The organism is Phytohabitans flavus, assembly GCF_011764545.1.
Classification (GTDB): domain Bacteria; phylum Actinomycetota; class Actinomycetes; order Mycobacteriales; family Micromonosporaceae; genus Phytohabitans; species Phytohabitans flavus.
The window spans coordinates 2,715,899-2,732,532 of record NZ_AP022870.1 but is presented as its reverse complement, the minus strand read 5'-3'; the positions used below and the strand labels follow the sequence as shown (position 1 = coordinate 2,732,532).

The 16,634-nt window shown below is 73.2% G+C and carries 15 protein-coding genes and 3 pseudogenes; 13 read left to right on the top strand and 5 right to left on the bottom strand.

The genetic code is table 11. The features are described from left to right. Window positions 1–47: 47 nt before the first annotated feature. On the top strand, window positions 48–770 hold the full coding sequence (locus Pflav_RS11920) for a TetR/AcrR family transcriptional regulator (RefSeq protein WP_173036208.1): 723 nt from the start codon (window positions 48–50) through the stop codon (window positions 768–770). 55 nt (window positions 771–825) lie between these two features. Here Pflav_RS11920 and Pflav_RS11915 read toward each other — a convergent pair whose 3' ends face one another. Further along, window positions 826–1,425, bottom strand: a complete 600-nt coding sequence (locus tag Pflav_RS11915; protein WP_173036206.1) for a pyridoxamine 5'-phosphate oxidase family protein — start codon at window positions 1,423–1,425, stop codon at window positions 826–828. Between the two features lie 130 nt (window positions 1,426–1,555). Here Pflav_RS11915 and Pflav_RS11910 point away from each other — a divergent pair, with 130 nt between their 5' ends. From Pflav_RS11910 to Pflav_RS11895, 4 genes are all read left to right on the top strand, one after another. Further along, a complete protein-coding gene (locus Pflav_RS11910; protein ID WP_173036204.1) occupies window positions 1,556–1,903 on the top strand; it encodes a lipopolysaccharide assembly protein LapA domain-containing protein in 348 nt (115 codons plus the stop codon). A 70-nt stretch (window positions 1,904–1,973) separates the two neighbouring features. Next, window positions 1,974–2,840, top strand: coding sequence for an alpha/beta hydrolase (locus tag Pflav_RS11905; RefSeq protein ID WP_173036202.1), 867 nt, complete (start codon window positions 1,974–1,976; stop codon window positions 2,838–2,840). A gap of 89 nt (window positions 2,841–2,929) precedes the next feature. Further along, window positions 2,930–4,345, top strand: coding sequence for a MocR-like pyridoxine biosynthesis transcription factor PdxR (pdxR, locus tag Pflav_RS11900; protein WP_197938353.1), 1,416 nt, complete (start codon window positions 2,930–2,932; stop codon window positions 4,343–4,345). Between the two features lie 9 nt (window positions 4,346–4,354). Continuing rightward, on the top strand, window positions 4,355–6,847 hold the full coding sequence (locus Pflav_RS11895; protein WP_173036200.1) for a penicillin acylase family protein: 2,493 nt from the start codon (window positions 4,355–4,357) through the stop codon (window positions 6,845–6,847). An 81-nt stretch (window positions 6,848–6,928) separates the two neighbouring features. Here the strand turns inward: Pflav_RS11895 and Pflav_RS45290 are convergent, their stop codons facing one another. Beyond that, window positions 6,929–7,549: a PfkB family carbohydrate kinase gene (locus tag Pflav_RS45290; protein ID WP_232071277.1), complete on the bottom strand. Its 621-nt coding sequence runs from the start codon at window positions 7,547–7,549 to the stop codon at window positions 6,929–6,931. A gap of 90 nt (window positions 7,550–7,639) precedes the next feature. Between Pflav_RS45290 and Pflav_RS45285 the strand changes: the two genes are divergently transcribed. Next, the gene (locus Pflav_RS45285) at window positions 7,640–7,936 is read left to right on the top strand and encodes a hypothetical protein (RefSeq protein ID WP_232071275.1); all 297 of its coding nucleotides are present in this window, start codon (window positions 7,640–7,642) and stop codon (window positions 7,934–7,936) included. Between the two features lie 60 nt (window positions 7,937–7,996). Here the strand turns inward: Pflav_RS45285 and Pflav_RS11885 are convergent, their stop codons facing one another. After that, on the bottom strand, window positions 7,997–9,163 hold the full coding sequence (locus tag Pflav_RS11885; RefSeq protein ID WP_173036198.1) for a sensor histidine kinase: 1,167 nt from the start codon (window positions 9,161–9,163) through the stop codon (window positions 7,997–7,999). After that, complete coding sequence (locus Pflav_RS11880) at window positions 9,160–9,816, bottom strand: response regulator transcription factor (protein ID WP_173036196.1); 657 nt, start codon at window positions 9,814–9,816, stop codon at window positions 9,160–9,162. The genes Pflav_RS11885 and Pflav_RS11880 overlap by 4 nt, the downstream gene beginning before the upstream one ends. 128 nt (window positions 9,817–9,944) lie before the next feature. Between Pflav_RS11880 and Pflav_RS11875 the strand changes: the two genes are divergently transcribed. The 4 genes and pseudogenes from Pflav_RS11875 (at window position 9,945) to Pflav_RS11860 (ending at window position 13,639) form a co-directional block, all read left to right on the top strand. Beyond that, complete coding sequence (locus Pflav_RS11875) at window positions 9,945–10,493, top strand: hypothetical protein (protein ID WP_173036194.1); 549 nt, start codon at window positions 9,945–9,947, stop codon at window positions 10,491–10,493. Between the two features lie 76 nt (window positions 10,494–10,569). Further along, a complete protein-coding gene (locus Pflav_RS11870) occupies window positions 10,570–11,634 on the top strand; it encodes a peptidoglycan-binding protein (protein WP_173036192.1) in 1,065 nt (354 codons plus the stop codon). A gap of 133 nt (window positions 11,635–11,767) precedes the next feature. Then, window positions 11,768–12,433, top strand: coding sequence for an ABC transporter ATP-binding protein (locus Pflav_RS11865; RefSeq protein WP_173042380.1), 666 nt, complete (start codon window positions 11,768–11,770; stop codon window positions 12,431–12,433). 5 nt (window positions 12,434–12,438) lie between these two features. Beyond that, window positions 12,439–13,639: pseudogene (locus Pflav_RS11860) on the top strand (ABC transporter permease). Between the two features lie 113 nt (window positions 13,640–13,752). On the opposite strand, the pseudogene Pflav_RS11855 reads toward Pflav_RS11860, so the two are convergent. Continuing rightward, window positions 13,753–14,495, bottom strand: a pseudogene (locus Pflav_RS11855) (lytic polysaccharide monooxygenase). 141 nt (window positions 14,496–14,636) lie between these two features. Here Pflav_RS11855 and Pflav_RS11850 point away from each other — a divergent pair. The 3 genes and pseudogenes from Pflav_RS11850 to Pflav_RS47345 all read left to right on the top strand — a co-directional run bounded on the left by Pflav_RS11850 (window position 14,637) and on the right by Pflav_RS47345 (window position 16,519). Continuing rightward, window positions 14,637–15,224, top strand: coding sequence for a DUF305 domain-containing protein (locus Pflav_RS11850; RefSeq protein WP_173036190.1), 588 nt, complete (start codon window positions 14,637–14,639; stop codon window positions 15,222–15,224). A gap of 126 nt (window positions 15,225–15,350) precedes the next feature. Further along, window positions 15,351–15,974: pseudogene (locus Pflav_RS47350) on the top strand (ROK family transcriptional regulator); the annotation flags it as partial. Continuing rightward, window positions 15,926–16,519 (top strand): ROK family protein, encoded by a 594-nt coding sequence (locus Pflav_RS47345; RefSeq protein ID WP_332107749.1) that lies wholly within the window; start codon window positions 15,926–15,928, stop codon window positions 16,517–16,519. The pseudogene Pflav_RS47350 and the gene Pflav_RS47345, both read left to right, overlap by 49 nt. Window positions 16,520–16,634 lie beyond the last annotated feature (115 nt).

The following is a 16,634-nucleotide window of genomic DNA, read 5'->3' as shown; positions in this document are numbered from 1 at the left end:
CACGTCTGTAACGATGCTTAACGCAAAGCTTTACATGGAGGAATCACATGAGCCCGAGTCCGCGGACCGCCCCCCGCCGCGAACGGGCGCGAGCAGCCACGATCGACGAGATCAAGCAGACCGCCCTCGCCCTCATGCGGGAGCGCGGGACGGTGGAGGTGCGGTTCACCGACATCGCCCGCGTGATGGACATGACGCCGCCCGCGCTGTACCGCTACTTCGCCGACCGCGACGAGCTGTTCAGCGCGCTCATCCAGGACGCGTACGAGGCGCTCGGCGAGACCGTCGCCAAGGCCCGCGCCGAGGTCCCGCCCGGCGACGTCGCCGCCGCCTGGGTGGCCGCCGCCCAGGCGTACCGGCGGTGGGCGCACGAGGAGCCGCAGCAGTTCGCGCTGATCCTGGGCATGCCGCTGCCCGACTACGCGGCGCCGGCGGACGGCAGCACCACCGAGGCCGCCGGCCGGGCGATGGCCCAGCTGTCGTCGCTCTTCGTCGAAGCGCTCCACCTGGGGCAGCTCGGGCCGCCACGGATCCGCGAGGTACATCCGGCGGTGGAGCTGTGCGCGCGGGTGAAGCACGAGAAGCACGAGATCGAGGTCAGCCCGGAGCACTTCCAGGCGATGCTGCACGCCTGGGCGCCGCTGCACGGGTTCACGTCGCTGGAGGCCAACGGCCACTTCGACTGGATGGACCAGGCGGCGCGGGACGCGCTGTTCCTGGGCCAGCTCCGCCTGGCCGCGGAGGCCGCCGGGCTGCCGGTGCCGTCCTAGCTGGGGCTCCGCGGCCGCCGTCGTCTACTCCGCTGGCGGCCGTGGGCCCGGCGTCTCAGTGGGCGGCGGCGACCGGCGTCGGCGGCAGGGGCAGCGGGAGCCCCGGCAGGCCGTCGATGCTTGTCGCGACGTGCTCCTTCTTCTCGAAGTAGGCGCTCAGCGACTCGTCGTCCTCCCGGGCGAACCGCTTGCCGTGCAGGTCGCGGTCCTCCTCGTACCGCATGAACGGCACCGCGTAGCCGCACGTGTCCCGGATCAGCTCGGCCCGCACCACGATGATCGCGCGGAGCCCGTGGAGGCTCGTGTCGATCTCCGGGAAGTGCGCCATCAGCTCGCCCCAGCGCGGGTCGTCGCGGAAGACCGGCTCGCCGCGCCCGTGTACCCGCACGATGTTGGGCGGCCCCTGGAAGGCGCACCACATGAGCGTGACCCGGCCGTTCTCCCGCAGGTGGGCGATGGTCTCCGCGTTGCTGCCGGCGAAGTCGAGGTACGCCACGGTCAGCTCGTCGAGGACCGCGAGCGAACCGCGCAGGCCCTTCGGCGAGAGGTTGATGGTGCCGTCCTCGGCGAGCGGCGCGGTCGCGGTGAAGAAGATCGGCTGCGTCTCGATGAAGTCCCGCAGCCGTCCGTCGATGCGTTCGTGAACCTTCCCCATGATCACGATTATCGCCCCGTGCCGCTGCCGGATCCCGCGTGATTCCGCTGCGTGGACGCCCGGTTCATGAGCGTGAAGATGGGGTAAGCAGGACAATACGGGCAAGCCCTACAGGGGTAGGTGATCAACTATGAGCGAGCCTAGGAACAACGCACCACCGCCACAACCCGCGGACACCGAGCCGGCACGCCGGCCCGAGCCGCCACGGAAGCCCGGCCCTTCCCGGATCGGCGGCGCCTGGATGAGCGCGGTGCTCGGCGCGATCGTGCTGATCCTGCTGCTGATCTTCGTGCTCCAGAACCTGGGCCACGTGAACGTCTCGTTCGCCGGCGCCAACGGCCGGATCCCGCTGGGCGTGGCACTGCTGCTGTCGGCCGTGGCGGGCGCCCTGATCGTGGCGGTGCCGGGCAGCGCGCGGATCGTCCAGCTCCGCCGCGCCAACCGCAGCGCCCGCCGCGCGCTGAGCAGAAGCACCTAGGAGGCATGTCGAGGGCGGGCCGGCGGCTCCGACTCATTTCCAGATCCGTTGAACGGAGTAGGAGTGAGTCATGGAGACGAAGAGGCTTGCCGTCCCGGGGGCGGTCCTGCACTACGAGGTGCGGGGTGCCGGGCCGGTGTTGTTGCTGGTCTGCGGGGGTGTGTACGACGCGGCCGGGTTCGCGCCGCTGGCTGACGCGCTCGCGGACCGGTACACGGTGGTGACGTACGACCGGCGGGGGAACTCGCGCAGTCCGCTCGCCGGGCCGCCCGGGCCGCAGAGCATCGCGGAGCACGGGGACGACGCGTACCGGCTGCTGGTTGCGGTCGGGGTGTCCGAAGCGGCGCCCGCATACGTATTCGGCAACAGTTCCGGCGCGATCATCGGGCTGGACCTCGCCGCCCGGCGTCCGGAGCTCGTGCGGGTCCTCGTCGCGCACGAGCCGCCGCTCTTCGAGGTCCTGCCGGAGCGGGACCACTGGCGGGGCGTGATCCGCGAGGTGGAGGCCGCGTACCAGGAGGGCGGGTCGGCGGCGGCCGGGCAGGTGCTCGGCGCCGCGCTCGGGATGAGCGGGTCACCGACGGACGAGGCCGGCGAGGAGCGGATCCCGGGCGGGGGCGAGGCGCCGGCCGAACTCGACCCGGAGACCGCGGCGATGCTGGCCCGGTTCGCCGTCAACAACGAGTTCTTCTTCGCGTTCGAGGTGCCGCCGTTCTCCCGGTACGTGCCGGACGTCGCCGCGCTCAAGGGTGGCAGTACCCGGGTCGTGCCGGCGGTCGGCGCGGCGTCCGTGGGGGAGCCGCCGGCCCGGGCCGCGGAGGCGCTGGCCGGGCTGCTCGGCGTGCCGGCCGCGACGTTCCCGGGTGACCACGGCGGGTTCGGGCTGGAGACGCCGACCTTCGCGCGCCGCCTCGACGCGGTCATCCGCGCCGCCTAGCGCCTGTCGCCTCGGCCCTCCACAGAAACAGGCACCGGGGACAAGCGAGGGGTCGGGCACGGCGCCCGGCCCCGCTAGGCTCCAGTCCTGTGTCGATCGAGTGGGCCGGTTGGGGGCTGCCGCCGCTCGACCGGGCTGGCCCGGAGCCGCTCCGGGCGCAGCTGGAGGGCGGGCTGCGCGCGGCGATCCGCTCGGGACGGCTGCGTCCCGGCGAGCGGCTGCCGTCGTCGCGCGACCTGGCCCGGCAGCTCGGCGTCTCGCGCGGCCTCGTGCAGGACTGCTACGGCCAGCTCCTCGCCGAGGGATACCTGACCGCGCGGGGCGGCTCGGCCACCCGGGTGGCGGCGACCCCGGCGCCCGCCCCGGCCGCCCGCCCGGCGATCGTCGTCCCCGAGCGGCTGGAGATCGACTTCGCGCCCGGCGTGCCCGACCTGGCCAGCTTCCCGCGCGCCGACTGGGCGTGGGCGGTCCGCGAGGCCTGCCGCGCGGTGCCGGCCGCCGACCTCCACTACCCAGACCCGCGCGGCGACCGCACCCTCCGCGCGGTGCTGGCCGGCTACCTCCGCCGGGCGCGGGCCGCCGTCGCGGACCCGGCCGACATCGTGGTCTGCGCGGGCTTCGCCCAGGGACTCGGGCTGGCCCTGCGGGTCATCTTCAGCGCCGGCGCGCGCACTGTCGCGTTCGAGGATCCCGGGTACGGCCAGGGGGAGCCGCTCACCGTCGCCACCCGGCTCGGCTTCGAGGTGGTACCTGTACCGGTGGACGAGGGCGGCATCGACGTGTCCGCGCTGGCCCGCAGCGGCGCGACCGCCGTGGTGCTCACGCCGGCCCACCAGTCGCCGACCGGCGTGGTGCTCGCCCCCGACCGCCGGCACGCGCTGGCCGCCTGGGCCGCCGAGCGGGACGCCGTGATCGTGGAGGACGACTACGACGCCGAGTTCCGGTACGACCGGGAGCCCGTCGGCACGCTCCAGGGCATCGCCGCCGGCCGGGTCGTGCTGCTCGGCACGGTCAGCACGTCCCTCGCGCCGGCGATGCGGCTCGGCTGGGTGGTGTGCCCGCCGCACCTCACCGCCGGGATCGTCGAGGAGAAGCGGCTCAGCGACCGCGGCTCGCCGGTCCTCGACCAGCTCGCGCTCGCCCGGCTGATCGAGTCCGGCCGGTACGACCGGCACCTGCGTCGCCTGCGCGGTGTCTACGCGAGCCGGCGCCGGACGCTTGTCGACGCGCTCGCCCGGCACGCGCCGGGGGTACGGCTGACCGGGCTGGCGGCCGGCTTCCACGCGGTGGCCCACCTGCCCGCGGGCGTACATGAGGAGGACGTCGTCGCGGCGGCGCGGGCGCGGTCGGTAGGGCTGTACGGCATGAGCGCCTTCCGGCTGTCCGGCGCCACCACGCCCGGCCAGCTCGTGCTGGGCTTCGGCAACCTCGGCGAGCGGGCGATCGAAACCGGTGTCGCGGCGGTCGCCGACCTGATCAGCGGATCGGGTGTCCTGCGCATATGATGCGGCGCCATGAGCGAGCGGCGCCGGCGGTGGCGGAAGATCGGGCGGATCGCGCTTATCGGTCTGGCCGGGCTCACCGCGCTAGCCGTCGTGGCCGGGCTGCTCTCGGTGTGGACGGTCCGCCGCTCCTTCCCCGAGTACGACGGGGAGCAGTCGCTGCCCGGGCTCGCCGCCGAGGTGACCGTGTACCGCGACGCGTACGGGGTGCCGCAGATCTACGCCGGCACCGCCCCGGACCTGTTCCGCGCCCAGGGGTACGTGCACGCCGAGGAGCGCTTCTGGGAGATGGACTTCCGCCGCCACGTGACCGCCGGCCGGCTGAGCGAGCTGTTCGGCCGCGACCAGCTGGAGACCGACACGTACCTGCGCACGCTCGGCTGGCGCCGGGTCGCCGAGCGGGAGTGGGGGATCATCTCGGAGGAGAGCCGAGGCTTCCTCCAGGCGTACGCGGACGGGGTCAACGCCTGGCTCGACCAGCACGGCGGCGGCGACCCAAGCGGCGACGTGAGCCTGGAGTACACGGTGCTGGGCCTCACCACCCGCGGCTACAAGATCGAACGGTGGAGCCCGGTGGACAGCCTCGCCTGGCTCAAGGCGATGGCCTGGGACCTGCGCGGCAACATGACCGACGAGATCGAGCGGGCCGTCCTCGCCGGCGGCGGGCTCACCAGGGACCAGGTCGGCGAGCTGTACCCGCCGTACCCGGAAGCGCGGAACAAGCCCATCCTCGGCGGCGGGCAGGTGACCCGCGGCGCGTTCGTGGCCGCGGACGCCGTGGACTCTGGTGGCGCCGGAGGCGGCTGGCTGCCCGCGCTGGCCGCGGTGCGCGACGGCCTCGCGGACCTGCCGGCGCTCCTCGGTCGCCAGGGCACCGGCCTCGGCTCCAACTCCTGGGTGATCGCCGGCAACCGCACGTCGAGCGGCAAGCCGCTGCTCGCCAACGACCCGCACCTGGCGCCGAGCATGCCGGGCATCTGGTTCCAGGCCGGGCTGCACTGCGAATGCGGGTTCGACGTGTCCGGGTTCACGTTCGCCGGGGTGCCTGGTGTGGTGATCGGCCACAACGACGCGATCGCGTGGGGCTTCACCAACCTCGGCCCGGACGTCACCGACCTCTACCTGGAGGAGGTCGACGGCGACAAGGTGCGGGTCGGCCCCGGCTGGCAGGACCTCACCAAGCAGACCGAGACCATCAAGGTCGCCGGCGGTGGGCCGGTGACGATCACCGTCCGGACCAGCCGGAACGGGCCGCTGCTCTCCGACGCCTCGGCCGAGCTGCGCGAGGTCGGCGGCCGGTACGCGGTGGCGCTGCGCTGGACCGCCCTCGACCCGGGCCGCACCGTCGACGCGCTCTTCGCACTTAACCGGGCCCGCGACTGGACGAGCTTCCGGGCGGCGGCCGCGCGGTTCGAGGTGCCCGCGCAGAACCTCGTGTACGCGGACGTGGCCGGCAACATCGGCTACCAGGCACCCGGCCGCATCCCGGTGCGGGGCAAGGGCGACGGGCGGTGGCCAGCACCGGGATGGGATCCGGAGTACGGCTGGCAGTCCTACATCCCGTTCGACGAGCTGCCCAGCGTGCTCAACCCGGCGCAGGGGTACGTCGTCACCGCGAACCAGGCGGTGATCGGCTCCGGCTACCCGTACATGTTCACCCACGACTGGTCGTACGGCTACCGCTCCGAGCGCATCAACCAGCTCGTCGAGCAGGCCGGCCGCATGGTGACTGTGGACGACGTGGGGCGGATGCAGATGGACGGGTACAACGCGCTGGCGCCGGTGCTCGTACCGCACCTGCTGCGCGTGCCCTTCGACGGCGCCGCCCGCGACCTGCTCCGCGGCTGGGACTACCAGCAGCCGGTCGACTCGGCGCCGGCCGCGTACTTCAACGCGGTGTGGCGGGCACTGCTCGCGCGGACGTTCGACGAGCTGCCGGCCGGCCACAAGGCGGACGGCGGCGACCGGTGGTGGGAGGTCGTCCGCGGCTTGCTGGAGAAGCCGTCGTCGCCGTGGTGGGACGACCGCGGTACGCCCGCCGTGGAGACAATGGACCAGATGCTCTCGGCGGCCCTCGCGGACGCGTCCGCCGAGCTGACCGACCGCTTGGGGGACGATCCTGCGGCGTGGCGCTGGGGCGACCTGCACACGCTCGTACTGCGCAACCAGAGCTTCGGCGAGTCCGGCGTCGGCCCGATCGAGTGGCTCTTCAACCGCGGCCCCGAGCCGGTCGCCGGCGGTTCGTCCATTGTGAACGCCACGGGCTGGGACGCCGCCGCCGGCTACGAGGTCGACGCGGTCCCGTCCATGCGGATGGTGGTGGACCTCGGCAACCTGGACGGCTCGCGGTGGGTACAGCTGAGCGGCAACTCAGGCCACGCCTTCAGCCCCCACTACGCCGACCAGTTCGGCCCGTGGCGCAGAGGTGAGCTACTCCCGATGCGCTGGACCCGCGAAACCATCCGCAAAGAATCCAAACACACCCTCCGCCTCGTCCCCGCGTGATGGTGGGGGGTTGATCAGGGACTTTGTGGAGCGACGCGCCGCTCGACACGCCCACCAACTCCCTGATCAACCGCGAAGGGATCAGCGGGCGTCGGAGAGGCGCGCGATTGTCGCGGTGGCGCGGCGGACCTGGCGGATTTGGCCCGTCGGGATTACTTCGTCTAGGAAGGCGTATCTGCGGGCTACCTCGGCTTCGGCGTGGCCGCGGGTGGCGCGGGTCCTGGTGGTGCGCCACCAGTCGGCGATGTCGCCCCAGCCGGGCGCGGACAGCGAGCCGCCGAAGTGCTGCACCGACAGCGCGGCCACAAGGTTGGCGAACGCGAGCCGGTCCCCGAGGGGCCAGCCGGCGAGCGTACCGGTGACGAACCCGGCCCCGAAGACGTCGCCGGCGCCGGTCGGGTCCAGCGCCTCGACCGGGATGCCGGGCACCGACGCCTCCTCGCCCGTACGGCCGTCGAGCGCGAGCGCGCCGGCCGGACCGCAGGTCACCACCGCGACGGGTACCCGCTCGGCCAGGGCACGCAGCGCGGCGTCCGGGCTGCCGGTGTGCGTGTAGCGCATCGCCTCGACCGCGTTCGGCAGGAACGCGTGGCAGTGGTCGAGCACCGAGAGCGCCTCGGCGGACCAGCTGCCGGTGGCGTCCCAGCCGGCGTCCGCGAAGACGAGCGTGCCGGCCCGCTGCGCGCGGCGGACCCAGGGCACCGGCTCCCGCTCCAGGCTGACGTACGCGCTGCGGGCCGCGGGCAGCTCGCCGACCAGGCCGTCGACGGTGGCCGGGCGGGGTGACCGTGTGTGATCATGCTGCGGTCCCGCTCGTACGCCAGCGACACCGTCACCGGCGAGTGCCAGTCGTCGAAGCGGCGGGAGGCGGAGAGGTCCACGTTCTCCTCACGGGAGAGGATCTGCCAGCAGAACTCCCCGTACGCGTCGGAGCTCATCGGCGAGCTGAGCCCGGTGCGGACGCCGAGCCGGCTGGCCGCGACCGCGAGGTTGGCGATGCCGCCGGGGCTGGAGCCCATGCCGTGCGTCCACACCTCGGTACCGGGCGCGGGCAGCTCCGGCAGGCCGGTGAAGATGATGTCGAGGTAGACGATGCCAGCCACGAAGAGGTCCAGGCGGTCCCCCTCGACAGTGGCCGACATCTGCCGATCATGCCACGTTGTGGTCCCGTTCGGCGGGCAACGTAACGCGGACGAGCAGCCCGCCGCCGTCGCGTGGCTCGGCGGTGACCTCGCCGCCGTGTGCCCGGGCGACCGACCGCACGATCGACAGGCCGAGGCCGGCGCCACGGTCGCGGTCGACGCGCTCGGCGCCGTACCGGCGGAACGGCTCGAACAGCCCCGGGATCTCGTACCGGGGGATGACCGGCCCGGAGTTGGTCACCGTGAGCTCCACGAGGCCGTCGGGCAGCGTGCGGCAGGCGACCCGCACCCAGCCGTCGGGGCCCGCATTGTGCCGGATGCCGTTCTCGACGAGGTTCTGCACGAGGCGTTCGAGCAGCACCGGGTCGCCGAGAGTCGGCGCGGGCTCGGGCTCGCCGCCCACGCTCACGTCCGCCTTCTTCGCCTCCGGTGCCAGGTGGGTGACCGTGTGCTCGACCACGTCGGCCAGGTCGACAGGGCTCTTGTCGAGCATGTCGTTGTCGGTACGGGCGAGCAGCAGCAGCCCGTTGATCAGCCGCTCGTGCCGCAGGTTGATGTCGAGCAGCAGCTCGGTCAGCTGCCGTACCTCGGGCGGGAGGGCGTCGCGGTGGGCGGCGTACTCCAGCACCGCCCGGCTCAGCGTGAGCGGGGTGCGCAGCTCGTGCGAGGCGTTCGCCACGAAGCGGCGCTGGCCGTCGAAGGAGCGGTCCAGCCGTTCCAGCATCGTGTCGAACGTGTCGGCCAGCTCCTTGATCTCGTCGGGCGGCCCGGCCAGCGCGATGCGCTCGTGCAGCCCACGGTCGGCGGCGGGCGCGGCCGCGATCCGGTGCGCGGTCTCGGTGATCCGGTGCAGCGGCTGGAGCGCCCGCCCGGCCAGCAGCCACCCGAACGCCACCGCCACGGTCGTGACAAGCACCAGCGACACGATGCCGGTGGTGAGCATGTCGTTCAGGGCCGCCTCGCGCAGCTTGGCGGGCAGCTCGTTCGCGTAGAGTTGGTCCGCGTTCGGCAGCGGCTGGTCCGGCGTGCCGGTACGGGTGGTGAGCAGCTTCATCGTGGTCGGCAGGCGGGTGCTGACCAGCACGTACATGACCGCGACAAGCACCGCGCCGGCGACGAACAGCAGCCCGCCGTACAGCACGGTCAGCCGCGCCCGGATCGTGAGCCGGCTCATCGGATCACGTACCCGTCGCCCGGCACCGTCTCCACGATCGGCGGGTCGCCGAGCTTGCGGCGCAGCTTGAGGATCGTTACCCGCACCGCTGCCGTGAACGGGTCGGCGTGCTCGTCCCACACCTTCTCCAGCAGGTGCTCGGCGCTCACCACCGCGCCGTCCGCCCGCATCAGCTCGGCCAGCGTCGCGAACTCCTTCCGGGACAGTGCCACGTACCGCCCGTTCCGGTACACCTCACGCCGCGGCAGGTCCACCGTGATGCCGGCGCGGTTGAGCACCGGCGGCGCGGCCGGCCGGGACCGCCGGCCGAGGGCCAGCACACGCGCGGCGAGCTCGGCGAAGGCGAACGGTTTGGGCAGGTAGTCGTCCGCGCCGAGGGAGAGCCCGGCCACCCGGTCGCCGACCTCGGCCGCCGCGGTGAGCATCAGCACCCGGGCCTGCGCGCCGGAGTCGACGAGCGCCCGGCACACGTCGTCGCCGTGCACGACCGGCAGGTCGCGGTCGAGCACCACCACGTCGTAGTCGTTGACGCCCAGCCGTTCCAGCGCGGCGTCGCCGTCGTACGCCACGTCCACGGCATGGGCCTCGCCCCGCAGCCAGCGGGCGATGAGGTCGGCGAGCAGCCGCTCGTCCTCGACGACCAGTACACGCATCGCTCAATGATCGCCGACGGTCATGTTCGTTCCGCGTTAACGGCCGCGGAAACCGCCGGGTAACGCGCCGCCGCGTTCACTCGTGACCGGTCGCCGGCCATCGGGGCCGGCCCGGACAGGGAGTGACGATGAGACGTTCGGCATGGGCGGTCGCGGCGGCGGTCGCGTGCTCGGCAGCCCTCGCGCTCGCCGGCTGCGGCGGGGACGACGGCGGCGACGGTGGGATCGCCTCCGCGGGCGGCACACCCGCCGCCGCGGCGGGCGCCAGCCCATCGGCCAGCAAGGACAACTACGAGGCGATGCTCGAGTTCACCGAGTGCATGCGCGGCGAGGGCATCGAGATGCAGGACCCGGAACCCGGCCAGGGGATCCAGCTCCGGTTCCAGGGGACCGACCCGGCCAAGGTCGAGGCCGCGATGGCCAAGTGCCGCCACCTCATGCCGAACGGCGGCGAGCTGCCGAAGGCCGATCCGGAACGCCTCGAGAGGTCCCGCCAGTACTCGAAGTGCATGCGCGACAACGGCATCACCGCCTTCCCCGACCCGGACCCGGAGACCGGCGGCATCATGCTCCGCGGCGGGCCCGACAGCGGTCTGGACCCGAACGACCCGAAGTTCGCGGCCGCGCAGAAGGCCTGCGAGAAGCTGCGCCCGGTACCGCCGGGGAGCGGCGGATGAGCGAGCGAAGCGAGCGAATCATCAGGCACAGCGCCTTTGGAGCCTCATGGCCGCCCGCAGCGAAGCGAGGACGGCCATGAGCGTTCGCAAGCGCGGCCGGGCGCTGCTTGTCGCGGGGGTCGCGGTCGCCGCGGCGGGCGGTACGGCGGCGGCGGTCACCCTCGATGGCGGCGACAGTGGTACGGCCGGCGCCAGCACCCTGCCGCCGGCCACGGCCCAGGTACAGCGCTCCACCCTGACGGACACCGAGACGGTGGACGGCACGCTCGGGTACGGCACCGAGACCGCGGTCACGCCCCGCCTCCGCGGCACCGTCACCTGGCTGCCCTCGGCCGGCTCGACGGTCAAGCGGGGCCAGCGGCTCTACGGCGTCGACGACACGCCGGTGGTGCTGCTGCGCGGCACGCTCCCGTCGTACCGGCCGCTCGCGCCGGGCGTCGAGGGCGCGGACGTGAAGCAGTTCGAGCAGAACCTCGCCGCGCTCGGCTACGACGGCTTCACGGTCGACGACGAGTACTCCGACTCCACGGCCGACGCGGTGCGCGAGTGGCAGGAGGACCTCGGCATCGAGGAGACCGGCACCGTCGAGGTCGGGCGCGTCGCGTACGCCGCCGGCGACGTGCGGATCTACGAGGTGGGCGGGCAGGTCGGCGACGCGGCCGGCGGGCAGGCGGTGCTCTCCTACACGGGTACCACCAGGGTGGTCACCGTCGACCTCGACGTGGACCAGCAGCGGCTCGCCGGCAAGGGGACGGCGGTGAGCGTCACCCTGCCCGACGGGCGTACCGCCCAGGGCAAGGTCGCCGCCGTCGAGACCGTCATCGAGCTGGGCGGCGGCGGCCAGGAGCAGGAGCCGGAGACCAAGCTCGAGGTGACCGTCTCGCTCGCCGACCAGAAGGGCCTCGGCACGCTCGACCAGGCCGCGGTGGACGTCTCGTTCACCGCGGAGAAGCGGGAGAACGTGCTGAGCGTGCCGGTCGCCGCCCTGCTCGCGCTCGCCGAGGGCGGGTACGGCGTGCAGGTCGTCGAGGGCGCCACCACCCGGATCGTCCCGGTGGAGACCGGGATGTTCTCCGGCGGCCGGGTCGAGGTGACCGGCGACGGCCTCGCCGAGGGCATGACCGTGGGCGTGGCCTCGTGAGCGAGCGAGTTGGCGCGGCGGCGTCTGGACGGAGCCGTCCCGCCGACGAAGTCGGGGTTTCGGGGCGGCGGAGGAAGACGTCGCCTTTGGCGCCGCACGAGCGAGCGAACCCGGAGGCACAGTGAGCGAGCACGTGTTGGAGCTGGCGGACGTCACGAAGACGTACCCCGGCGGCGTCGCGGCCGTGCGCGGCGTGTCGCTGGCCGTCTCCCGCGGCGAGATGGCGGCGATCGTCGGCCCCTCCGGCTCCGGAAAGTCGACGATGCTGCACCTGATCGGCACGCTCGACCGGCCCACGACAGGCACCGTACGGGTCGACGGGTTCGACGTGTCCCGGCTCTCGGACCGGGAGCTGTCCGCGCTGCGGGCGACCCGGATCGGGTTCGTGTTCCAGCAGTTCCACCTCGCGGCCGGGGTGCGCGCGGTGGACAACGTCGCCGACGGCCTGCTCTACGCCGGGGTGTCGAGGCGGGACCGGCGCAAGCGGGCCGCCGCGGCGCTGGAACGCGTCGGGCTGGGCCACCGCCTCGAACACCGGCCGCACGAGCTGTCCGGCGGCGAGCGGCAGCGGGTGGCGATCGCCCGCGCGGTCGTGGGGGAGCCCGCGCTGCTGCTCGCCGACGAGCCGACCGGCAACCTGGACACCGCGTCCGGCACGGCGGTCATGGCGCTGCTGCGCGAGCTGCACGCGGCCGGTACCACGATCGTCGTCATCACCCACGACCTGGAGATCGCCGCGAGCGTGCCCAGGCAGGTGCGGATGCGCGACGGCATGGTCGAGGCGGCGGTGACGGTATGACGACCATGACCCATCGGCTGGCGCCCGCGCGCATGCGGGCGTCCGACGTCCTCATGGTGGGCGCCGCCGGGCTCCGAACCAGGCCGATGCGCGCGTTCCTGTCCGCACTTGGCATCGCGATCGGCATCGCCGCGATGGTCGCGGTGGTGGGCGTCTCCACGTCCAGCCGCGCCGACCTCCAGGAGACCCTCGACCGCCTCGGCACCAACCTGCTCACGGCGGGTCCGGGCAACGACATCTTCGGCGACGCGGCGACGCTCCCGGACGAGTCGGTCGAGATGATCCGCCGGATCGGACCGGTGACGGCGGTGTCCGCGGTGGGCAAGGTGCCGGACGCCAAGGTGTACCGCTCCGACCGCATCCCCGAGGTCGAGACGAACGGTCTGCTCTGCCTGGCCGCCCGGGTGGACCTGCTGTCGACGGTGAGCGCCACGGTGGCCAGCGGCACCTGGCTCAACGAGGCGACCGCGAAGTACCCGGCGGTCGTGCTCGGCAGCGCGGCGGCCGACCGGCTCGGCATCGGCGCGGCCGGCCAGGACGTACAGGTGTACATCGGCGGCGAATGGTTCACCGTCATCGGGGTGCTCGACCCGACGCCGCTCGCCCCGGAGCTGGACTCGGCCGCACTGATCGGCTGGGGGCCGCGGAGTCCTATCTGGACTTCGACAGCCATCCGACCACTGTGTACACCCGGGCCGAGGAGGAGCACGTCACGGCCGTCCGTGACGTGCTCGCCGCCACCGCCAACCCGGAGGCCCCGAGCGAGGTCGACGTCTCCCGCCCGTCCGACGCGCTGGAGGCGAAGCAGGCAGCGGATCGGGCGTTCACCGGCCTGCTGCTGGGGCTTGGCGCGGTGGCCCTGCTGGTCGGCGGCGTGGGCGTGGCGAACACGATGGTCATCTCGGTGCTCGAACGCCGCGCCGAGATCGGCCTGCGCCGCTCGCTCGGCGCGACGCGGGGCCAGGTCCGCGTCCAGTTCCTGTCCGAGTCCCTGCTGCTGTCCGCACTGGGCGGCGCCGGCGGCGTGGTACTGGGCACGGCGGTCACGGCCATCTACGCCGCGACGCAGGACTGGCCCGCGGTGGTACCACCCTGGGCCGCGGCCGGCGGCATCGGCGCGACGCTGGTCATCGGCGCGGCCGCCGGCCTGTACCCGGCGATCCGCGCCGCCCGCCTCCCCCGACGGAGGCACTGGCCACACCCTGACCCACCGGCTGCTGGACCGGGTCGCGGCGGGCGCCTGACCAGCATGGGGCGGGCCGGTACCGGCGGGGGCCATCGCCGCCGGTACCGGCCCGGGTCTCACATCGGCGTGGCCGTCAGACGGCGCGCCAGAGGGCGGGGACGTTCGGGGGCTCCCAGCCCGCGATCGCGGTGTGCGCCTGGATGCACTGGTACGTCCGGCCGCCGTACGTCACACGCGCGCCCACCGCGTACGCCGTGCCGGCCGCCCACGTGCCGCCCGGGTTCGGCGGGGCGTGGTCGGGTTCGGCGGAGGCGTGGTGGGGTTCGGCGGCGGGGTGGTCGGGTTCGGGTTCGGGTTGCCGCCACCGACCTGGAGGTCGACGCAGGCGTAGAACGCCATCGGGGTGTCGGCGATGTTCCAGATCGCGAGCACGGTCTGGCGGCCGCTGGGGATGCCGCTGACCGTGTGCGACAGGCTGAACGGCGGCTGCTGCCCGCCCTGGTTGAACGACGCGAGCAGCCGGCTGCCCAGCCAGTACTCCCAGGTGGTCGTGCGGTGCGCCGCGGTGAGCCGCCAGTTGAACGTGACCGTGCTGCCCGTGCTCGTCGCGGGGAAGCGGCCGCTGTCGTTCAGCACCGCGAACTGGGCCAGTCCGCCGTTGCAGCTGCGCAGGCCCTTCTGGCCCTCGACGCTCTGCGGCTCGTACTGGATCGGGCCGCAGTTGGCCACCCGGCCCGTGGCGCACATGTCCTGCCGGCTGGGCGGCGAGGTGATCCAGCCGTGCCCGCTGGCCGGGCTCGACGGCACCGCGAGGAGCACCAGCGGCACCGCCGCGATGCCACCGGCGAGCGCCGCCAGCTTTCGTCGTAGATTCATCCAGCTCTCTCCTTGTGGGGGAAACAGGGGGATTTCCGGCCGTGGGTAGCGAGAGGTTACATCGGCGCGACACTATCTGTAAATATTGTTAAGAGAAGATGTGCGCCTTACTCTTAATCTTCTTTACGGTTTGGAGTGCCGATGTCACGTCGAGTCGTGGTCGCGCTGATGGCGGTGCTGCTGGCCGGCTGCACCGCGAGCCCGGCGGCGCCCTCCACAGTGGAAACGCCGAGGGCGGCGAGCGGCGGGCTCAACAACACCGACGTCATGTTCCTTCAGATGATCTTGCCGCACCACCGGCAGGGCGTGGAGCTGGCCGGCCTCGGCCACACCAAGGCCGCCCGCTCCGAGCTCGTCCAGCTCGCCGCCGCCATCGAGGCCACGCAGGACGACGAGGTGGAGCTGATGTCCGGCATCCTCGCCGACTCCGGCGCGCCGTCGGCGGCCCCGTCCACACCCGGCGAGGAGGACCCGCACGCCGCGCACGGCGGCCTGCCTGGCACGAGCGAGCAGCAGGTGGCGGCGCTGCGCGCGTCCGCGGGTACGGAGTTCGAGCGCCGCTTCCTGAACACGATGATGGCCCACCAGGGTGACGCCATCCAGCTCGCCAAGATGGAGGTGGCCAGCGGTACCGACGAGCGCCTCGTCGACCTGGCGCGGCGGATCGAGCAGTCCCGTACCGCCCAGATCGAGCAGATGCAGCGGCTGCTCGACGCCACCCCGCGCTAAATCGGCGCTAGATCACCAGACGGCCGATGGGCGCGCTCCCGTGCGAGGGGCTAGATTGAAGCCCTTATTTCAGCGCGTGATGGAAGTGCGGGATCGGTGGACGCGAAGCGAGCGACGGTACGGGACATGCGCCGCCGCAACCGGGCGGTGTTGCTGTCGAAGCTCTACCACGACGGGCCGCTGAGCCGGCAGGACCTCACCGCCGCCACCGGGCTGAGCGCGGCCAGCGTCAGCAACCTCGTCGGCGAGATGCTGGAGCAGGGCCTCGTCGAGGAGGCGGGCGCGGTCGACTCGGACGGTGGCCGCCCGCGTACGCTGCTGCGCGTCCGCCCCGGCTACGGCTACCTGGTCGGCGTCGACGTCGGCGAGACCCGGGTGCAGGTGGAGCTCTTCGACTTGGCGATGACCGGCCTCGCCAAGGCGGACTACCCGATCGAGTCCGCGAAGCCGGCGCCGGAGACCGTCGTACGCCACATCCTCGCCGGCCTCGCGGCGGTGACCGCCTCGGCCGGGATACCGCAGGGCGCGCTGCTCGGCGTCGGCGTGGGCGTGCCGGGCGTGGTGGAGCAGGGCGCGTCGGCGGCCGTACACGCGCAGACGCTCGGCTGGGAGGCCGTGCCGCTGGAGGCGATGCTCCGCGCCGGCACGGACGCCCGGCTGTACTTCGACAACGGCGCCAAGACGCTCGGCCGGGCGGAGATGTGGTTCGGCGCCGGGCGCGGCGCCCGCCACGTGGTGATCGCCCTGGTCGGCTCCGGCGTCGGCGCCGCGGTCCTCACCGACGGCGTCAGCTACCGAGGGTCAGCAGCAGCGCCAGCGAGTGGGGGCACACCACGATCGTGTACGGCGGCCGCCGGTGCCGCTGCGGCGCGGACGGCTGCCTGGAGGCGTACGTCGGCGCCGAGGCGGTGCTCGACCGCTGGCGGGTGGCCCGGCGCGGCCGCGCGGTACCCGGCCCGGACGAGGAGAGCGGGATCGCCGCGCTGGTCGGTGGTGCCGAGCGCACCGACTCCGCGGCCCGCGTGCTGGAGGAGACCGCCGGGTACCTCGGCGCCGGCATCGCCAACCTGATCAACCTCTTCAACCCCGAGCGGATCGTGCTCGGCGGCTGGGCCGGGCTGGCGCTCGGCGGCGTGCTGCTGCCCCGGATCCGCGAGGTGGCCGCCGCGCACGCGCTGCGCCACCCGTACGGCCAGGCCTCGATCGAGCTGTGCCGCCTCGGCCCGGACGCGGTGTCCGTGGGGGCCGCGACGCTGCCGGTCGCGCGCCTGCTGAGCGAGGGCGGCGCCCGCTAGAGCCTCACTTATTTCAATGCTTGTATTGACTATTAATAGTAAACCTTCCTAACCTTTGTGGCACCTGCGCGGTACCGCGGTCGGCGCGCGGCCGCGACCGGACGACTACCGAAAG